General features: G+C 36.8%; 14 protein-coding genes. 13 read left to right on the forward strand and 1 reads right to left on the reverse strand.

All coding sequences use genetic code 11. The annotated features are described in order from the left end of the window. Window positions 1-19 precede the first annotated feature (19 nt). Together acear_RS02215 and acear_RS02220 are read left to right on the forward strand one after the other, a co-directional pair. Window positions 20-2425 carry an endonuclease MutS2 gene (locus acear_RS02215; RefSeq protein WP_013277396.1) on the forward strand — a complete coding sequence of 802 codons (2406 nt, stop codon included), beginning with the start codon at window positions 20-22 and terminating at the stop codon, window positions 2423-2425. A gap of 30 nt (window positions 2426-2455) precedes the next feature. Beyond that, window positions 2456-2992, forward strand: coding sequence for a ferredoxin domain-containing protein (locus acear_RS02220; RefSeq protein WP_013277397.1), 537 nt, complete (start codon window positions 2456-2458; stop codon window positions 2990-2992). A gap of 59 nt (window positions 2993-3051) precedes the next feature. Here acear_RS02220 and acear_RS02225 read toward each other — a convergent pair whose 3' ends face one another. Continuing rightward, window positions 3052-5439, reverse strand: a complete 2388-nt coding sequence (locus tag acear_RS02225) for a penicillin-binding protein 1A (RefSeq protein WP_013277398.1) — start codon at window positions 5437-5439, stop codon at window positions 3052-3054. A 185-nt stretch (window positions 5440-5624) separates the two neighbouring features. Here acear_RS02225 and tyrS point away from each other — a divergent pair, with 185 nt between their 5' ends. The 11 genes from tyrS to acear_RS02280 all read left to right on the forward strand — a co-directional run bounded on the left by tyrS (window position 5625) and on the right by acear_RS02280 (window position 15901). Then, complete coding sequence (gene tyrS / locus acear_RS02230; RefSeq protein ID WP_013277399.1) at window positions 5625-6857, forward strand: tyrosine--tRNA ligase; 1233 nt, start codon at window positions 5625-5627, stop codon at window positions 6855-6857. A 52-nt stretch (window positions 6858-6909) separates the two neighbouring features. Further along, window positions 6910-7575, forward strand: a complete 666-nt coding sequence (yunB, locus tag acear_RS02235) for a sporulation protein YunB (RefSeq protein WP_013277400.1) — start codon at window positions 6910-6912, stop codon at window positions 7573-7575. A gap of 134 nt (window positions 7576-7709) precedes the next feature. Further along, a complete protein-coding gene (locus tag acear_RS02240; protein ID WP_013277401.1) occupies window positions 7710-8228 on the forward strand; it encodes a PRC-barrel domain-containing protein in 519 nt (172 codons plus the stop codon). Between the two features lie 3 nt (window positions 8229-8231). Next, window positions 8232-8501, forward strand: coding sequence for a hypothetical protein (locus acear_RS02245; RefSeq protein ID WP_013277402.1), 270 nt, complete (start codon window positions 8232-8234; stop codon window positions 8499-8501). 55 nt (window positions 8502-8556) lie between these two features. Further along, window positions 8557-9558 carry an AI-2E family transporter gene (locus tag acear_RS02250; RefSeq protein ID WP_280956780.1) on the forward strand — a complete coding sequence of 334 codons (1002 nt, stop codon included), beginning with the start codon at window positions 8557-8559 and terminating at the stop codon, window positions 9556-9558. A 105-nt stretch (window positions 9559-9663) separates the two neighbouring features. Further along, the gene (gene alaS / locus acear_RS02255; RefSeq protein ID WP_013277404.1) at window positions 9664-12291 is read left to right on the forward strand and encodes an alanine--tRNA ligase; all 2628 of its coding nucleotides are present in this window, start codon (window positions 9664-9666) and stop codon (window positions 12289-12291) included. A 33-nt stretch (window positions 12292-12324) separates the two neighbouring features. Beyond that, window positions 12325-12588, forward strand: coding sequence for an IreB family regulatory phosphoprotein (locus acear_RS02260; protein WP_013277405.1), 264 nt, complete (start codon window positions 12325-12327; stop codon window positions 12586-12588). Between the two features lie 41 nt (window positions 12589-12629). After that, window positions 12630-14768, forward strand: coding sequence for a hypothetical protein (locus acear_RS02265; protein WP_013277406.1), 2139 nt, complete (start codon window positions 12630-12632; stop codon window positions 14766-14768). A 30-nt stretch (window positions 14769-14798) separates the two neighbouring features. Then, the gene (gene ruvX, locus acear_RS02270) at window positions 14799-15215 is read left to right on the forward strand and encodes a Holliday junction resolvase RuvX (protein WP_013277407.1); all 417 of its coding nucleotides are present in this window, start codon (window positions 14799-14801) and stop codon (window positions 15213-15215) included. Between the two features lie 23 nt (window positions 15216-15238). Beyond that, window positions 15239-15514, forward strand: a complete 276-nt coding sequence (locus tag acear_RS02275) for a DUF1292 domain-containing protein (protein ID WP_049772639.1) — start codon at window positions 15239-15241, stop codon at window positions 15512-15514. Between the two features lie 87 nt (window positions 15515-15601). Continuing rightward, on the forward strand, window positions 15602-15901 hold the full coding sequence (locus acear_RS02280) for a DUF4258 domain-containing protein (protein ID WP_013277409.1): 300 nt from the start codon (window positions 15602-15604) through the stop codon (window positions 15899-15901). Window positions 15902-16277: the final 376 nt, after the last annotated feature.

Consider the following 16277-nt stretch of genomic DNA (forward strand, 5'->3'; position numbering starts at 1 on the left):
CAGGAGGGGATGATAGACTTTGGAGCAGCATGTCCTAGAAATTCTAGAATATAATAAGATAAAAAAGAGATTAGCTAAGCATACATCTTCTAAACTCGCCCGTAAACTGGTTGATAATTTAAAACCAGTAAGTGATTTTGACTTTATTCAAGAGCGGCAGTTAGAAGTAACAGCTGCTAAAAAGATTCTGAATAGAGAAGAGAAGTATCCACCTTTAGGTGGAATTAAAGATGTCAGGGATTCATTGAAAAGAACTAGCAAAGAAATTACTTTGAATGGAGAAGAATTAGTAGAGATAGCAGATACTCTATCAACTAGCCGAAATTTAAAGAGGTATCTGTTGAATTTAGAAGACGAAGAAGATGAATATAAAAGTGTAGTTAAGTATGGTACTCAGTTAGATAACTTTAAACCTCTGGAACGTAAGATAAATAAGGCTGTGGATAATCAGGGCAATGTATTGGATACTGCAAGTACTAAGCTGCGGAATATTCGCCGCAGCATTACTGATTACAGCCAGCGGATTAAGGATAAATTAAATTCAATTCTGAGTTCAAAGAAGTATCAGAGTTATATTCAGGATTCATTGGTTACAATTAGAGATAAAAGATATGTAATTCCGATTAAAAGCCAGTTTCAGGAGAAAGTCTCTGGTATTGTTCATGACCAGTCGGCAAGTAAGCAGACTGTATTTATTGAACCGATGGCTGTCGTTAAACTGAATAATAAGTTACGCAGTTTCATGGCAGAAGAAGAAGAAGAAGTCTATCGAATCTTAACAGAACTGACTTATGAAGTCAGAGAAGAATTGGATAGAATTAAAGAAACCTTAAAATTACTGGCCTGGTTGGATTTTACTTTTGCTAAGGCTGAATACAGCTTCAAGATTGAAGGAGCAGAACCTGTCTTAAATCAGGAAGAGTATATTAATCTGGAGAAGGCAAGACATCCTCTGATTCCACAAGATGAGGTAGTACCAATTGATATTAAATTAGGCGGCAAATTTGATACATTGGTAATTACTGGTCCCAATACTGGAGGAAAGACAGTAACTCTTAAGACAGTAGGATTATTGACATTAATGGCCCAGTCTGGCCTTCATATTCCTGCCTTGTCCGGTTCAAAGATAGCAGTATTTGATGAAATTCATGGCGATATTGGTGATGAGCAGAGTATTGAGCAGAACTTAAGTACTTTTTCTTCCCATATGACGCGGATTATTGATATTCTTGAGACGGCTCAAGAGAATAATTTAGTTTTGCTTGATGAGATAGGAGCGGGAACTGATCCTACCGAGGGTGCTGCTTTAGCTATGGCAATTTTGGAAGAATTATATAGCCGGGGTCGGATTAATACGATAGCTACCACTCACTATAGTCAATTAAAGACTTTTGCTTATCAACAGGAAGGAATTCAGAATGCTTCGGTGGAATTTGATGTTGAAACTCTACAGCCTACCTATAGACTACAGATGGGAATGCCTGGGCGCAGTAACGCCTTTGAAATTGCTGGTAGGTTAGGCCTGCCAACAGAGGTGATTGAGAAGGCTCGGGCTAAGTTGAGTGAAGAAGATATAGAGGTTGATAGGATTATTCAGAGTATTGAGGAGAGCAAACAGAGTATCGTAGAGAATGAGGAGGCTGCCCGGAAAGAAAGGAAGAAGGCTAAAGAATTAAAAGAAGAATATGAAACCAAACTGGAGGAAGTGGAAAAGTTAGAACAGAAGATAAAGAAGGATGCTTATGCTGAAGCTGAAAAGATAATTGCTGAGTCTAAAAAGAAGGTTAATGAAGTAGTAACTGAAATGAAAGAGAAGGCTGAAGTTAATCAACAGGAAGTGGATAGAGCTAAGAGTAAAATAGATGAATATAAATATAACTTAAGTAGTGAGCGAGTAGATTTAGAATCAGACCTTAAACAGCAGAGGATACAGCAAAATTCAGAGGATTTGGAAGTAGGAGATAAGGTTCGACTCAAGAAGTTAAATAAAGAAGGGGAAATAATTGAACTTTCTGAGGATAAAGAAGAAGCAGTAATTCAGGCTGGGCCAATGAAGGTGAATGTAGATATTAGTCGTTTAGAACAGATGGATGAATCTGACCAACAAACAGAAGCAAGTAATAATTCTAATGGATTAAATAATGATACTAATATTGGCAGTCTTAAAAATAAAAAATCTCGCCATATTTCTCCTAAACTGGATTTGAGAGGTTTGAGAGCAATAGAGGCTAAAGAAAAAGTGGATAAGTATCTGGATGATGCTTATTTAGCCAATATTTCTAAAGCAGAAATAGTCCACGGCAAGGGCTCCGGTGTTTTGCGGGAGGTAGTTCATGATCTTTTAGATGAGCATTCTCAGATAGATGAGTATAGACTAGGCGGGAAAGATGAAGGAGGATCAGGTGTAACTATCGTTAAGTTTTAAAATAACTTATTAAAAAGGGGAGGAATAATTATGTTTTTAAAGAATCAAGAAGCTGAAAAAGAAGGAGTTTTACAGGCAGCTAAATTGATGACTACTGCTGCTAGGACTGCTCCTAAAGGTAAAGGTGTTGATAATCTAGCAACAGCTGTCCTTGGGGAAGGTGAAGAGAAGGAAGAGTTGGTAGCTGAAATGAAAGGGTTAGCTGATGAATCTGGAGCTGGTTTCTTTAAGCGTGATGCTGAAAATATAGCTGAAGCAGATGCAGTAGTTTTATTGGGAACTGAAACAGGAGCTATAGGTGTTCCAGCCTGTGGTTACTGTGGTTTTGAAGATTGTTCAGCTCAGAGTCAAAGTGAAAATGGAGTTTGTGCTTTTAATACTGGTGATTTGGGTATTGCAGTAGGCTCTGCTGTCAGTAAAGCAGCTGATCTGCGAATAGATAACCGAATTATGTTTACTGCAGGTAAGGCAGCAGTTAGGTTGGATTTGTTAGGTGAAGATGTAGAAATAGCTTATGGAATTGCTCTTAATGCAGCAGGCAAGAATCCATTCTTTGATCGAGGTTAAATAAAAAGTAGTTAATTTAAAAAGTCAGGCTAATATTAGCCTGACTTTTTTGCTTGCACTTAATTGGATATATCAAAGAATTCTTCAAACTTTTCTTTGATTTTATCAGTCTGATTTTTAATTTTATCTTGGAGTGAATCAGGTCTGTGTGCTTCACATTTTTCTTCGGGCATTCTTTCATAGATATAATTACCTTCATCATCGCGAAGCGGAACTTTAGTTTCTTCATCAACTTTTTTGATTGGTACTCCATTTTCATCAACTTTAATATGTGTTTCCTGTTGATAAGTATAGGTTCTTACTTTCTCCGGTGGACAGTAATCAGTAGCTAATTTACCGGTGGACGTATCAACCTTTACTTCAGTTGTTGGTTGATGCAGCTCACATTCTTCTGTCGGTTCTGTACCCTTAATAAAGATTTCTTCTCTGATAGTATTTTCAGGACAGTCTTTACTTGGAAGTTTACTGCTTTCAATACAGATCTTTTTGGAAACAATATTATCGGTAGTAGAAAATTCAGTAACCGGTTTATTTTTGATTATTTTCCGCATATATTCGCTCCATAGCCGGGCAGTTTCAGCACTGGAGATAGTATTAGTATTTGGTTTTGCTTCATTTTCATTAGCAGAAAGCAGCTTTTCTTCGTTTTTAATTTTATATTTCATTTTAGAAGGAGCATCTTCTCCAATCCAGATGCTAGTAACTAAATCCGGAGTATACCCTACAAACCAGGCATCAGTATAATTAGAAGTAGTTCCGGTCTTACCAGCAGCGGGTCGACCGAGATTAGCTCTCCATCCTGTTCCCCAAACAATAGGGCCTCGGGCGAGGACTGATTCTAACATGTCATTGACAATATAGGTAACATCCTTATCCAACACTATTTTTTTGTTAGAGTCATTCTCATAGATAACATTACCGCGGTTATCCACGACTTTTAAAAGAGAAATAGGTTCAACTCGAACACCTTCATTAGCTAGTACTCCGTAAGATGAAGCCATTTCTAAAGGAGTTACTCCTTTAGTTAAGCCACCGAGGGCTAAAGCTAAATTTTTATCATTTTTAGCACCTGTTTCGACTATATTTTTAATTCCCATTTTTTTGGCTACTTCAATTGTATTATCGATTCCTACTTTATCCAATAATTTAACAGCCATAACATTAATTGATTTGGCTAATCCAATTCTTAGGGTAGTAGGGCCTAAATACTCGTCATTATAATTCTGAGGAATCCATTTATCTTCTGAACTAGAGCCTACTTGATAAGCTTCAGGTGTATCATCTATTACTGAAGCAGGTGAATATCCCTGTTCAACGGCTGCTGTATAGACGAATGGTTTAAAAGCAGATCCTGGCTGTCGATAGGCTTGTGTAACTCGGTTGTACCTATCTTCTTCTTCACCACGGCCGCCGATCATTGTTTTAATATGACCGTTTTGTGGATTAATAGTTGTTAATGCAATCTGTGGCTGCAGTCGACCTTTTCCTTCTTTTTTATTAACACTGGGAATATAATCTTTAAAGGCTTCTTTAACTGTTTCTTCAGCTTTTGTCTGCATTTCATAATCGAGAGTAGTATATACTTTTAATCCACTATTATAGACTGCCTGTGCGCCATACATATCGATTAGTTTCTTGCGGATATGACGAACAAAGTAAGGTGCTTTATCTTCCTTACGTTCTAGTCCATTTTCAGTTTTAATCGGCTGATTTTTTGCTTTTTCAGCCTGGGATTCAGTAATATATCCGTATTTTTTCATTTGTTCTAAAACAAGATTTCTTCTTACTTTAGCTTTTTGTTTATTTTTGTATGGTGAATATTTATTTGGTGCTTTGGGTAATCCAGCAAGCAAAGCAGCTTCGGGTAAAGTTAAGTTCTCTACATCTTTATCGAAATAAAATTCAGCTGCTGTTTGGACTCCATAAACACTATGACCGAGATATATTTCATTGAGGTAGAATTCTAAAATTTCTTCTTTAGTATACATTCTTTCGAACTGAATAGCTAAATAGGCTTCTTGAATTTTACGGTAGAGAGTACGCTCATGAGTCAGTAATGCATTTTTAGCTAATTGCTGGGTGAGAGTACTTCCTCCTTGAATGATTCCTCCTCCTTTGATATCGACCCATAATGCTCTACCGATAGCCCATGGATCCACTCCATAATGTTCATAAAAGCGGTTATCTTCAATTGCTACTATGGCATTCTGTAAATTTTGAGGCATTCTGTCAATTGGAGCATAGACTCTATTTTCTTGATAAAGCCTTGATAATAATTTGTTATCTTCCGAATAAATTGTAGTTGATTCACTGGGTTTCCAGCGCCCATAATTTGATATATCAGGAGTTTCGTTAACAATCCAGGCAACAGATCCAATTAAAGCGCCAGAAAGAATTGCAAATAATAATATAATAGATATTATAGATACCTTTTTGAACCGGGACATTATGCTTCCTCCTTCCAGATTTTATTATAACATAAAATAAATAAGATATATAGTCTGGATTAAAATAAAAATCTGGTAGTAGAATAGGGAGTCGAAAAATTTAGTGAATTGATATTTTATTTTGGCTATGTTATAATATTATAGCATATTTTGAAAATTGATTTTAAGCATAGGAGGCCATAGATATGAGTAGTGAGAGTGGAATTGAAAAGCAGTTACAGATTATTAAACGCGGAGTAACAGAATTGATTTCGGAAGATGAACTGGAGGATAAACTAAAAGAGGCTCAAAAAGAAGATAGACCATTAAAGGTAAAGCTTGGGCTTGATCCTACAGCACCTGATATTCATCTAGGCCATACTGTTGTGTTACAGAAGTTAAAGCAGTTTCAGGATTTAGGCCATGAGGTTATTCTACTTATCGGTGATTTTACTGGTCGAATTGGTGATCCCTCGGGCAAATCAAAGACTAGACCACAGCTGACGGAAGAAGAAGTAATGGAGAATGCTAAAACCTATCAAGAACAGATCTTTAAAGTTTTGGACCCGGATAAAACCCGGTTAGTCTTTAATAGTGAATGGTTAGGTGAAATGGATTTTGCTGATGTACTTAATCTTTCGTCTAAATATACAGTAGCAAGAATGCTAGAACGGGAAGATTTTTCTAATCGTTATGAAAATAATCAATCGATTGGTGTACATGAATTCTTTTATCCACTGATGCAGGGTTATGATTCCGTGGCTATTGAAGCCGACGTTGAACTGGGAGGGACTGATCAGAAGTTTAATCTTTTAGTTGGCCGTAGACTCCAAAAGGAGTATGGTCAGGATCCACAGGTTATTTTGATGATGCCGCTATTAGAAGGATTAGATGGTGAACAGAAGATGAGTAAGAGTTTGGGGAATTACATAGGTATCGATGATGATCCTAATGATATGTATGGTAAAGTAATGTCAATTCCTGATAAATTACTGGGACGTTATTTTGAGTTATTAACTGATGTTTCTCTAGAAGAATTAGAGGAGATCAAAAACGGTTTATCCAGTGGAGAATTACATCCAATGGAGACCAAAAAACGCTTGGCAGAAACAATTGTAGCTAAATATTATGATGAAACAACAGCTAAAAAAGCTGCTCGGGAATTTGAACGTGTCTTTAAAGATGGAGAATTGCCGGAAGATATTCCGCAGGTAGAGCTGTCTAGTGATAGATTAGAAGATGGTGAACTCTGGATTGTCAAGCTAGTAGCAGCTACTGGATTAGTAGACAGCAACAGTCAGGCCCGAAGAATGATTAAACAGGGTGCAGTCAAAATTGATGGTGAGAAGTATGATAAGATGAATCTTGATCTGGAAGTAGAGGATGGGATGATAATTCAGATCGGTAAGAAACGCTTTGCTGAAATAATTTTAGATTAAATTTTTTCACATAACCACCTCTTAATACATAGAATATTAAGAGGTGGTTAGTTTGTATCTATCGCTAAAAAGATTATTGGCCTTAATATTAATAGCTACTCTTTTATTTGCTTTTCTTTTTGTAATTTTAATAGAGATCAAACTCAGACCTATATTCCATAGTATATCTAAAACTAAGGTTTCTACTATGGTAACTAAATTAGTTAATCAGGCGATACAGCAGAAGTCAAAAGAATTTACATATGGTGATTTAGTTAAGCTTAAGACTGATGCAGAGGGTAATGTTGTTTTTATGCAGCCTAACATTCAAAAAATAAATCATGTCTCTTCCCGGTTAGCACTTGAGATTCAGTCATCTTTAAAGAAAATTAAAGGGAAGGATATAGAGTTACCATTGTTACAGGTGTTTGGGATTGATATTCTAGCTGATTATGGACCTAAATTAGATGTTAGAGTTATTCCTTATAGTTCTATAAATACTGATATTGTTGATTACTTTCAATCTGCTGGTATTAATCAAACAAGACATAAGATTGATTTACAGGTTATTGTTAATACTAGAGTAGTTATTCCGTTTTTGAGTGAAGATATTCAGATTGATACTACTGTTCCGTTAACGGAAGCAGTAATAGTTGGTGATGTACCTGAAGTCTATGTCGATTTAAAGAATGGATTATTTGGAAGTAGTGAAGCAGACAATAAAACAAATGATAATTAGGTTATATAAGCCGCTCGGTATTTGATACTGAGCGGCTTTCCAATTTTTAAAAGTCTCTATTCTGTTTATTAAGCAATAATTTAGGACATAATAACAGATACAGTAGACTGGAAAGGGAAGCAAGGAGGTTAAGAATGAATAAGGGATATGAGGTTATAGATTTGCCAGTAGTTAACTTGGAGACTGGTAAAGAAATAGGGGATGTTAAAGATGTAGTTTTTGATCCAGATACAGAGAGGATTGTCGGTTTGATTGTAGAAGGAGGCGGCTTCTTTAAAGGCGATAGAATGATCCCTTATGATCAACTATACAGTATGGGTGACGATGCTGTAACTATTAAAGATGAGTCTGCTTTAAGTGACCTTGATGATACAAAAGATTATTTAATTGATAATCCTGGTGATGTGATAGGATCTAAAGTAGTTACTGATGATGGTAAAGAACTGGGGATAATTGAGGATATTATTTTAAATCCTGATGACGGCAATAGAGATAGTTATGAAATCACTGATGGCTTGGTACATGATATATTGGATGGTCGGGGCGTATTGAGTGTTTCAAATGAATTAAAGTATGGTGAAGATGTAGTAGTTGTATCTAATCTAGAGGACTATCAAGAATTAAATAACCAACAATCAACTAAGGAGGAATAATAAATGATCTTTAATCGAAAATTCTGGACAGGATTAACTTTAGGTGGACTTGGCGGTCTTTATCTGCTTAACTATCTAAGGGAGAAGAATAGGCAGCCAACTAAACGGGAGGAGTTAGAAGCTTTTGCAGATAGATCACAACAGAAAGGAAAGGAGTTATTAACAGATCTTATTTCTAGATTAGATTTAGAAGCAGCTGATCTGCAGAATGTGGATAAGTCTGAATTGATGGAGAGTTTAATAGAGATGGAGAATCAAAATAACGATAGGTAGGAGTTGATCAATTCTGGATGAAAAACGTCAAGAAAGAAAGGCACTATTATTAGTACTGTTAGTAGCTATAATTTATTTTCTATATTTAGTTAGAATAGTTCTGCTGCCTTTTGTTTTGGCGATCTTTATTGTTTATCTAGTAAATCCTTTTGTTAAGTTATTAATTAATAGAGGTGTAAGTCGGAATTTAGCCTTGGTCTTAATCTTTATAATAGTAGTAGGGGGTCTCTTTTTGGTTGGCTTCTTTGCGGCTCCGCCTCTAATTGAAGAATTAAATGCTTTGGCTAATAGAATTCCGCAGTATAGTATTGAAATACAGAAGATTATTGATTCTGTTACTCAGAAGTATCAGCGGTTTAAACTGCCGTCTACCTTTCAATTAGTTGTGGATAATGCTATTGAAAGGATTCAGAATATAATCCTTCAGTTTGTAGAACGGACTACTGAAGTCATTATCGGCATTCTATCGAGATTTTTTAGCCTTATAATGGCTCCAATACTGGCCTTTTATATGTTGAAAGATATAGAAACAATTAAGAAGAATTTCTGGACGCTGATTCCTAAGGAAAGCCGCAAGGATATCAAGCAGTTGTTAAAAAAGATTGATAAAGTATTGATTGATTATCTTAAAGGACAACTGTTGGTTTCGGTGGTAGTAGGTCTTTTATCAATGTTAGGTCTGTATCTTTTAGATATTAATTTTTATTTAATTATTGGAATTTTTGCTGGAATAATGAATTTGATTCCTTATCTTGGAGTTGTGTTTGGAATTCTACCAGCTGTTTTTGTAGCTTCCTTTAAGTCTTTTCAGTCAATCCTGGAGGTTATAGTGATGTTTGCTTTTGTCCAACAGTTAGAGGGTAGTTTGATTTCTCCTAAAATAGTTGGGGATAAAGTGGGACTGCATCCGATTCTGATTATTTTTTCTTTATTAGTAGGGGGAGAGTTATTAGGAATTATTGGAATGTTACTGGCAGTTCCTGTTGCTGGTATAATCAAAGTAATACTTAATCATTATATCAGTCGAGCCATAAAGATAAATAAAGGTGAAAGTTGACAATATAAGTCTTTTTTAGTATCATATAAAATATAAACTGTATTGAAAGCAAAAAAATCGATATATTTGATAGTGGAGGAGTTAGGTCAAGGAGGGGAATAAATTATGTCAATGACTAGTAAAGAAATTAGACAGAAGTTTTTGGATTACTTCGAAAGCAAGGGCCATCTAATATTACCTAGTGCGCCTTTGGTACCTCAAAATGATCCTAGTTTATTATGGATTAATGCCGGAATGACGCCTTTTAAACCTTATTTTAATGGACAAGCTACTCCTCCTAAGACGAGGATAGTTACTTCCCAGAAATGTATTCGGACTAATGATATTGGAAATGTGGGAAAAACAGATAGGCATCATACATTCTTTGAGATGTTAGGGAATTTTTCATTTGGTGATTACTTTAAAGAAGAGGCAATTAAGTGGTCTTATGATTTTTTAGTTAATGAAATAGAGCTTAAACAGGACAGGTTATGGATCTCTATTTATAAAGATGATGAGGAAGCATTTGAAATTTGGAAGAATAAGATAGGGATTCCTACTGAACGGATAGTCCGGATGGGTAAGGATGAGAACTTCTGGCAGATAGGAACCGGTCCCTGCGGCCCCTGTTCAGAGATCCATTATGATTTAGGAGCTGAATTTGGCTGCAGTGATAATTGTGATTTTGGCTGTGATTGTGATCGGTACCGAGAAGTCTGGAACTTAGTCTTTACTCAGTATGATTATACAGAGGATGGTGAGTATAAGACACTGCCAAGTAAGAATATAGATACCGGTATGGGACTGGAAAGGCTGGCTTCTATTATTCAGCAGGTTGATTCTAACTTTGAAACTGATCTCTTTATACCGATTATTGAATTTATAAGTGAACATACAGAATATGATTATGAATCCAGTGATGAAATCAAGTCGGCTTACCGGGTAATTGCTGACCATATTCGCAGTGTTACATTAGCTATTGGCGATGGAGTCTTGCCTTCTAATGAAGGACGGGGTTATATTATCCGCCGTGTGCTACGAAGGGCTGTTCGGTATGCTAAGAAGCTTGATCTAAAGCTGCCTTTCTTACATAGAATTGTGCCGGTAGTAGTGGATATTATGGGGAATGAATATACTGAAATTGCAGACAAAGAGGAACAGATCAAAAAGACTATTAAAAGTGAAGAAGTTAAATTTCAGGAAACACTTGACCAGGGTATGGTAATTTTAGAAGAGTTAATCGATGAATTAGAAGGAGAAGGCAGAGAAGTAATTCCTGGTGATGAAGTATTTACTCTCTATGATACTTATGGTTTTCCCAAGGAATTAACTGAAGAGATTGCTCAGGAACGCGGTTATAGAATAGATAGTGAAGGTTTTGAAGAGGCTATGGAAGAACAGCGGGCTAGAGCCAGAGCAGCCCAGAAGGATCATGACTGGAGTTCGGCTGAGATAGAGTTATTTAAGGAGCTTAGAGATGAGATAGAGATGCCTGAATTTGTGGGCTATACTCAGCCGGAATGTGAGACTGAAGTGGTGAAGATAATTAAGGATAATGAATTAGTAGACAGCCTATCTGCTGGTGAAGAGGGACAGGTTGTCTTAACTAAGACTCCGTTTTATGCAGAAAGCGGCGGACAGATTGGAGATAAAGGTGCTTTATTAAGTGATGATATAACGGTAACAGTTGTGGACACGCAAGAAAAAGCAGAATTGATCAGCCATCAAGTAGTAATTGAAGCTGGTAAATTAAGTGTAGGGGATAAGCTGACAGCGAAGATCCAGACTGATCAGCGGATCTATATTAGAAGAAACCATACTGCCACTCACCTTCTACATCAGGCTTTAAGAGATATATTAGGGGAACATGTGGATCAGTCTGGTTCCTTAGTGACTCCGGAACGGCTTCGTTTTGACTTTACTCACTTTGAAGCAGTAAGTGAAGAAGAGTTAAAAGAAATAGAAGAGCGAGTTAATCAAGTAATTAGAAAGAATTTAGAGGTTGAAGTACTTAAAACTACTTTAGAAGAGGCGAAAAAGATGGGAGCTGCAGCTCTCTTCAGTGAACAGTATGATGATGAGGTTCGCGTGATTAAGATTGGAGACTATAGCTTAGAACTTTGTGGTGGAACCCATGTTGATGCTGCAGGAGAGATTAATCTATTTAAGATCACTAGTGAAGGTGGAATAGCAGCCGGTGTACGCAGAATTGAGGCTGTTACCGGTAAAGAGGCGCTTAATTACATAAATCAGCAGGAAGATATACTAAAAGAAGCTGCTGCGGCTTTAAAGGCTAATCCAGAAGAGGTAGTCGAGAAGATTGAAAAACTGCAGTCTAAGATTAAAGACTTAGAAGCTGAAGTAACTAAGTTTAAGAATAAATTAGCTGATTCTCAGGCTGATGAAGTAGCATCAGATATAGAGGAGATCAACGGTATTAATGTAGTCTTGGAAGAGGTTGAAGGACTGGATGCCGAAGGTCTACGGACTATGGGGGATAATATTAAAGAAGAGCTCGATTCTGGGATTATTATTCTGGCTTCGAAGCTCGGAGAGAAGGTTCTCTTTGTCAGTTTAGTGACTGATGATTTAGTTGATGAAGGATATAATGCCGGTCAGATTATTGGTGAAGTGGCCCGTGTTGCCGGAGGTGGCGGTGGTGGCCGTCCTGATATGGCTCAGGCTGGAGGTAGTCAGCCGGATAAGTTGGATGCTGCTTTCAAAAAAGCACGAGAATTGATAGCAGCTGAATAAGAGCGAATTATAATCAGTTAAGGTGGGATGCAAATGAGTCGTCATGATGAAACTATGAAGTTTAAGGTAAAGAAAGAAGAAATTAAAGAAGTTTCGGAAGTATTGGCTGAAGTCTATGAGGCGTTGGATGAGAAGGGGTATAATCCTATTAATCAGATTGTAGGCTATATCTTATCAGGAGATCCAGCCTATATTACTAGCCATCAGGAGGCCAGAAGTAAGATTCGCCGTTTTGAACGAGACGAGATAATTGAAGAATTAGTCCGTAATTATCTAGAGGACGGAAAAACCGAATAAAATATATCAATTATGCTGTGAATTTAATATGGAGTGATTAAATGAATCCCAGGATTTTTCTAATAGCACTCATGCTCTGTCTGGTAATTTCTCAAGCAGCTGTAGCCGATGGCAGCACTGAATTTACATTATTTATTATGGATCAGGTTAGTTTAAAGGAGATTATGCAGACTGAAACTCCAAACATAGATTACCTTATCAATCAGGGGGCAGTAGGACTTATGAATGCACGGACTAGCGGAAGTCTTACGCCTCCTGATACTTATTTGACTATTGGCGCTGGACGCAGAGCTGATGGCGGTAAAGCAGCCAATTATAACTTTAATGTTCAATTTGATAAGGAGCAGATAATTAATAACAGCTTTTCTCAGTTAATTGCTGCTAATTTGGAGGGGCGCTATAGTGCTTATCCAGGGGCCTTGGGTGAAAAATTAGATAAAGCCAAAAAACAAGTAGCAGTGATCGGAAATAGTGATTATTATGATCAAAACGGTCAATATCAGTTAGGTAGAGAGGCAGCCTTGATTGGAATTAATGAAGAAGGCAGAATTTCTTTGGGAGATGTGGGACCTAAAACAGTACAGATTGATACTACATATCCAGGGAGAGTATTAACTGACCATGATTATCTGCTTGGTAAATTCAAACAGTATAGTTCAATAGCTGACTTAATAATAGTCGAATCAGGTGATACGGCCCGAATAGCAAAGATGCGTGATTCAATTCCTGAGACTAGATTTAATCGGTTAAAGAAGTGTGCTATTAAAAGAGTGGATAAATTATTAGGTCAACTGTTAGCTGAAATAAATTTATCCCAAAACAAGATTATGATAGTGACTCCAACACCACCCCGAAAGGCTCAACAGAAAGGAGAAAAGCTGAATCTTACTATCTTAGCTGGCAGCGGAGTTAAACATGGTTTACTTACTTCCTCTACGACTAAACGATCTGGAATTATCACTAATCTGGATATTGCTCCTACAGTCTTAACTTCACTTGGGATTGACGAAGATTCTTCTAAGCTAATCGGAAATTCTATCAATGGTATTGAAGCTGAATCTCCATTAACTAAACTGTATCACTTGGATAATAGAATTAATAAGACATTTACCTGGCGTCCGGTATTGATTAAAGGATTTATCCTATTACAGATATTTACTTTAGTATTGGCAGCAGTAGTGATTTTAGCCCACAAGAGGGTAACACTGAGATTGAAAAAAATAACAGAGTATTTGTTGCTATCTTTATTGGTGATCCCAATCTTTATTCTCTTCTTTACTTTCTTTGTCAAGCTTAATATTTATCTGATAATAATTTCATTTTTATTACTTAGTTTAGGGACAGCTTATTTATTGAAGAGGTCATTTGACCATGAATTAATGCCGGTTTTATTGTTAGCGAACTTAGTTTCATTCTTACTGGTCTTCGATCTCTGGAATAATGCCAGCTTGATTAAGACTTCAGTCTTGGGGTATTCGCCGGTGATTGGGGCCCGATATTATGGATTAGGTAATGAATTCATGGGGCTGTTGATTGGAGCTGTGTTGATTGGAGTTATCGGTATTTTTGATTGTTTCTGTAACTTGAAGCAGAAACAGGATTATATCTTATTATCGATTTTTATATTAGTTGTTATTACTATTGGTCATTCTCAGCTGGGAGCTAACTTTGGCGGGTTGCTTACTTCTCTAGCAGCTTTTAGTTTTACTTACGGATTAATTAAGGGATATCTGTTTAATTTTCGTAAGATATTAGTTATAATAATCTTGGTAGGATTGTTAACGGGCAGTTTAGTTATCTATGATGCCTTGAGTCCGCAAGCGGAATCGACTCATATCGGGCGGACAGTCCGGTTGGTTGAAGAGAATGGATTTTCAGTAATAGCTAAGATTGCTGCTAGAAAATTGAGCATGAATCTGAAGCTGCTGCGCTGGACGATCTGGACTAAGGTGATTTTAGCCTTTATTATTATTTTAGCTATTCTATTTAGATATCCAGTGGGGGTAGTTAGGAATATTATCGATGACTATTCTTATCTCCGATATGGTTTTGGCGGAGTAATCTGCGGCAGTATAGTAACGATGTTGGTTAATGATTCGGGGGTAGTAGCAACAGCAACATTATTGTTATATCCGGTAATTACTCTTGTATATTTAGTAATTAGACGTATTGAATTATAGCTTAAGAAGATAGAGAGGAGCTTAAATAGTTTGTCTCGGATACTTGGATTGGATTTTGGAGATAAGCGGATAGGAGCTGCAACTAGCGATGCTTTAGGCTGGACTGCTCAGGGGAAGAAGGTAATTCAGAATACTTCCTGGGAGGAAGTAGTAGCTGAAATAAATTCTTTGATTGAGCAGTATGATGTTGGGAAGGTAGTTGTAGGTCTACCCAAGAATATGAATGGAACCTTAGGACCTAGAGCTGAAAAGACTCTGGATTTTGTAGAACAGCTTAAAGAAGAGATTGAACCTCCTATTATTACCTGGGATGAGAGATTATCTACTGCTGCAGCTGAAAGAACACTGCTTAAGGCAGATGTCAGTAGAGCAAAGAGAAAAGATGTTATTGATAAGATGGCAGCAGTAGTTATCTTACAGAGTTACTTAGATGCTCAATCGAGCTAAAATTAGGAATTGGGGTGAATAATATGGCTGAAGAAGGAATGATTCGAGAGTTTGATCCAGAAGAAGGTGTTGTTGTTTTAGAAGAAATGGATGGAGAAGAGATTGAGTTTTCCATTGAGGAAGAAGTAGAGATTGATGATGATAAGTATTTTATTCTTGTTAGGGAAGATGAATTAGATGTTGGGGAAGGATATGCCTTACGATTGGATAAGGATGATAATGGCGACTTGATTCTGGTTCCGGTTGATAGTGATGAGGAGCTGGTGAAAGTTCAGACGGCTCTGGAGAATATGAACTAATAAAATTGAGTTTTTTCTATTATTAGAAGTATAAAGCCGCCCTTAGCTGGAGATAATATTACTACAAGCTAACAAGGGGGGCTTTATATGTTATTAGCGGAGTGTTTTCTGGATGACCATTATTTTAGAATAGAAAGCACAACACATGCAATGGATAGAATAAAGGAACGCAGTATAGATATTAGCCTGGTAACCAGTATTATTTTGAATTTAGGTAATAAGCTGTTGGATTATAATGATACAGGTGATGAAGTAGCAGTTGTCGATCAGAAGAATAATCTGGCTGTAATTATCGAGGTGCGTGAAGGTAAAGCGGTGGTAATTACAGTGATTGACCGGGCTAATATACATATTAAAGATGGAACACTATTAGAAGAGATTGCTTGATACTATGGAAGCTCAGCTTAAGGCCAGAGGAATTATTCTTCTGGCTTATTATTTTTATTTGCTAAATAAGACTTAATTGTTTATAATATAAGAGGATAATTTATTAATCATGCACATCAACTTAGGCTAAATTAATGTACACATTCATAATATTACAGGGATAGTCAATATGTATCCGCCGCTTGTCGTTCGCTCAACGTCCTGTTTCACTCACTCTCAAAAAACAGTTTTCCGCATAGCCAGCATAAAGATCAATACTGGCTATGGGAGTAACTAATTGAGCAGAAAGATAGTATTAATGCTCTAATTGACAAGGCTAGGAGCAAGGATTTATAATCCTGCGGACCTCCATGGCTCCAAACTGTTTTTAAGAGTC

It is taken from the genome of Acetohalobium arabaticum DSM 5501 (assembly GCF_000144695.1).
In the GTDB taxonomy this organism is placed as follows: Bacteria; Bacillota; Halanaerobiia; order Halobacteroidales; family Acetohalobiaceae; genus Acetohalobium; species Acetohalobium arabaticum.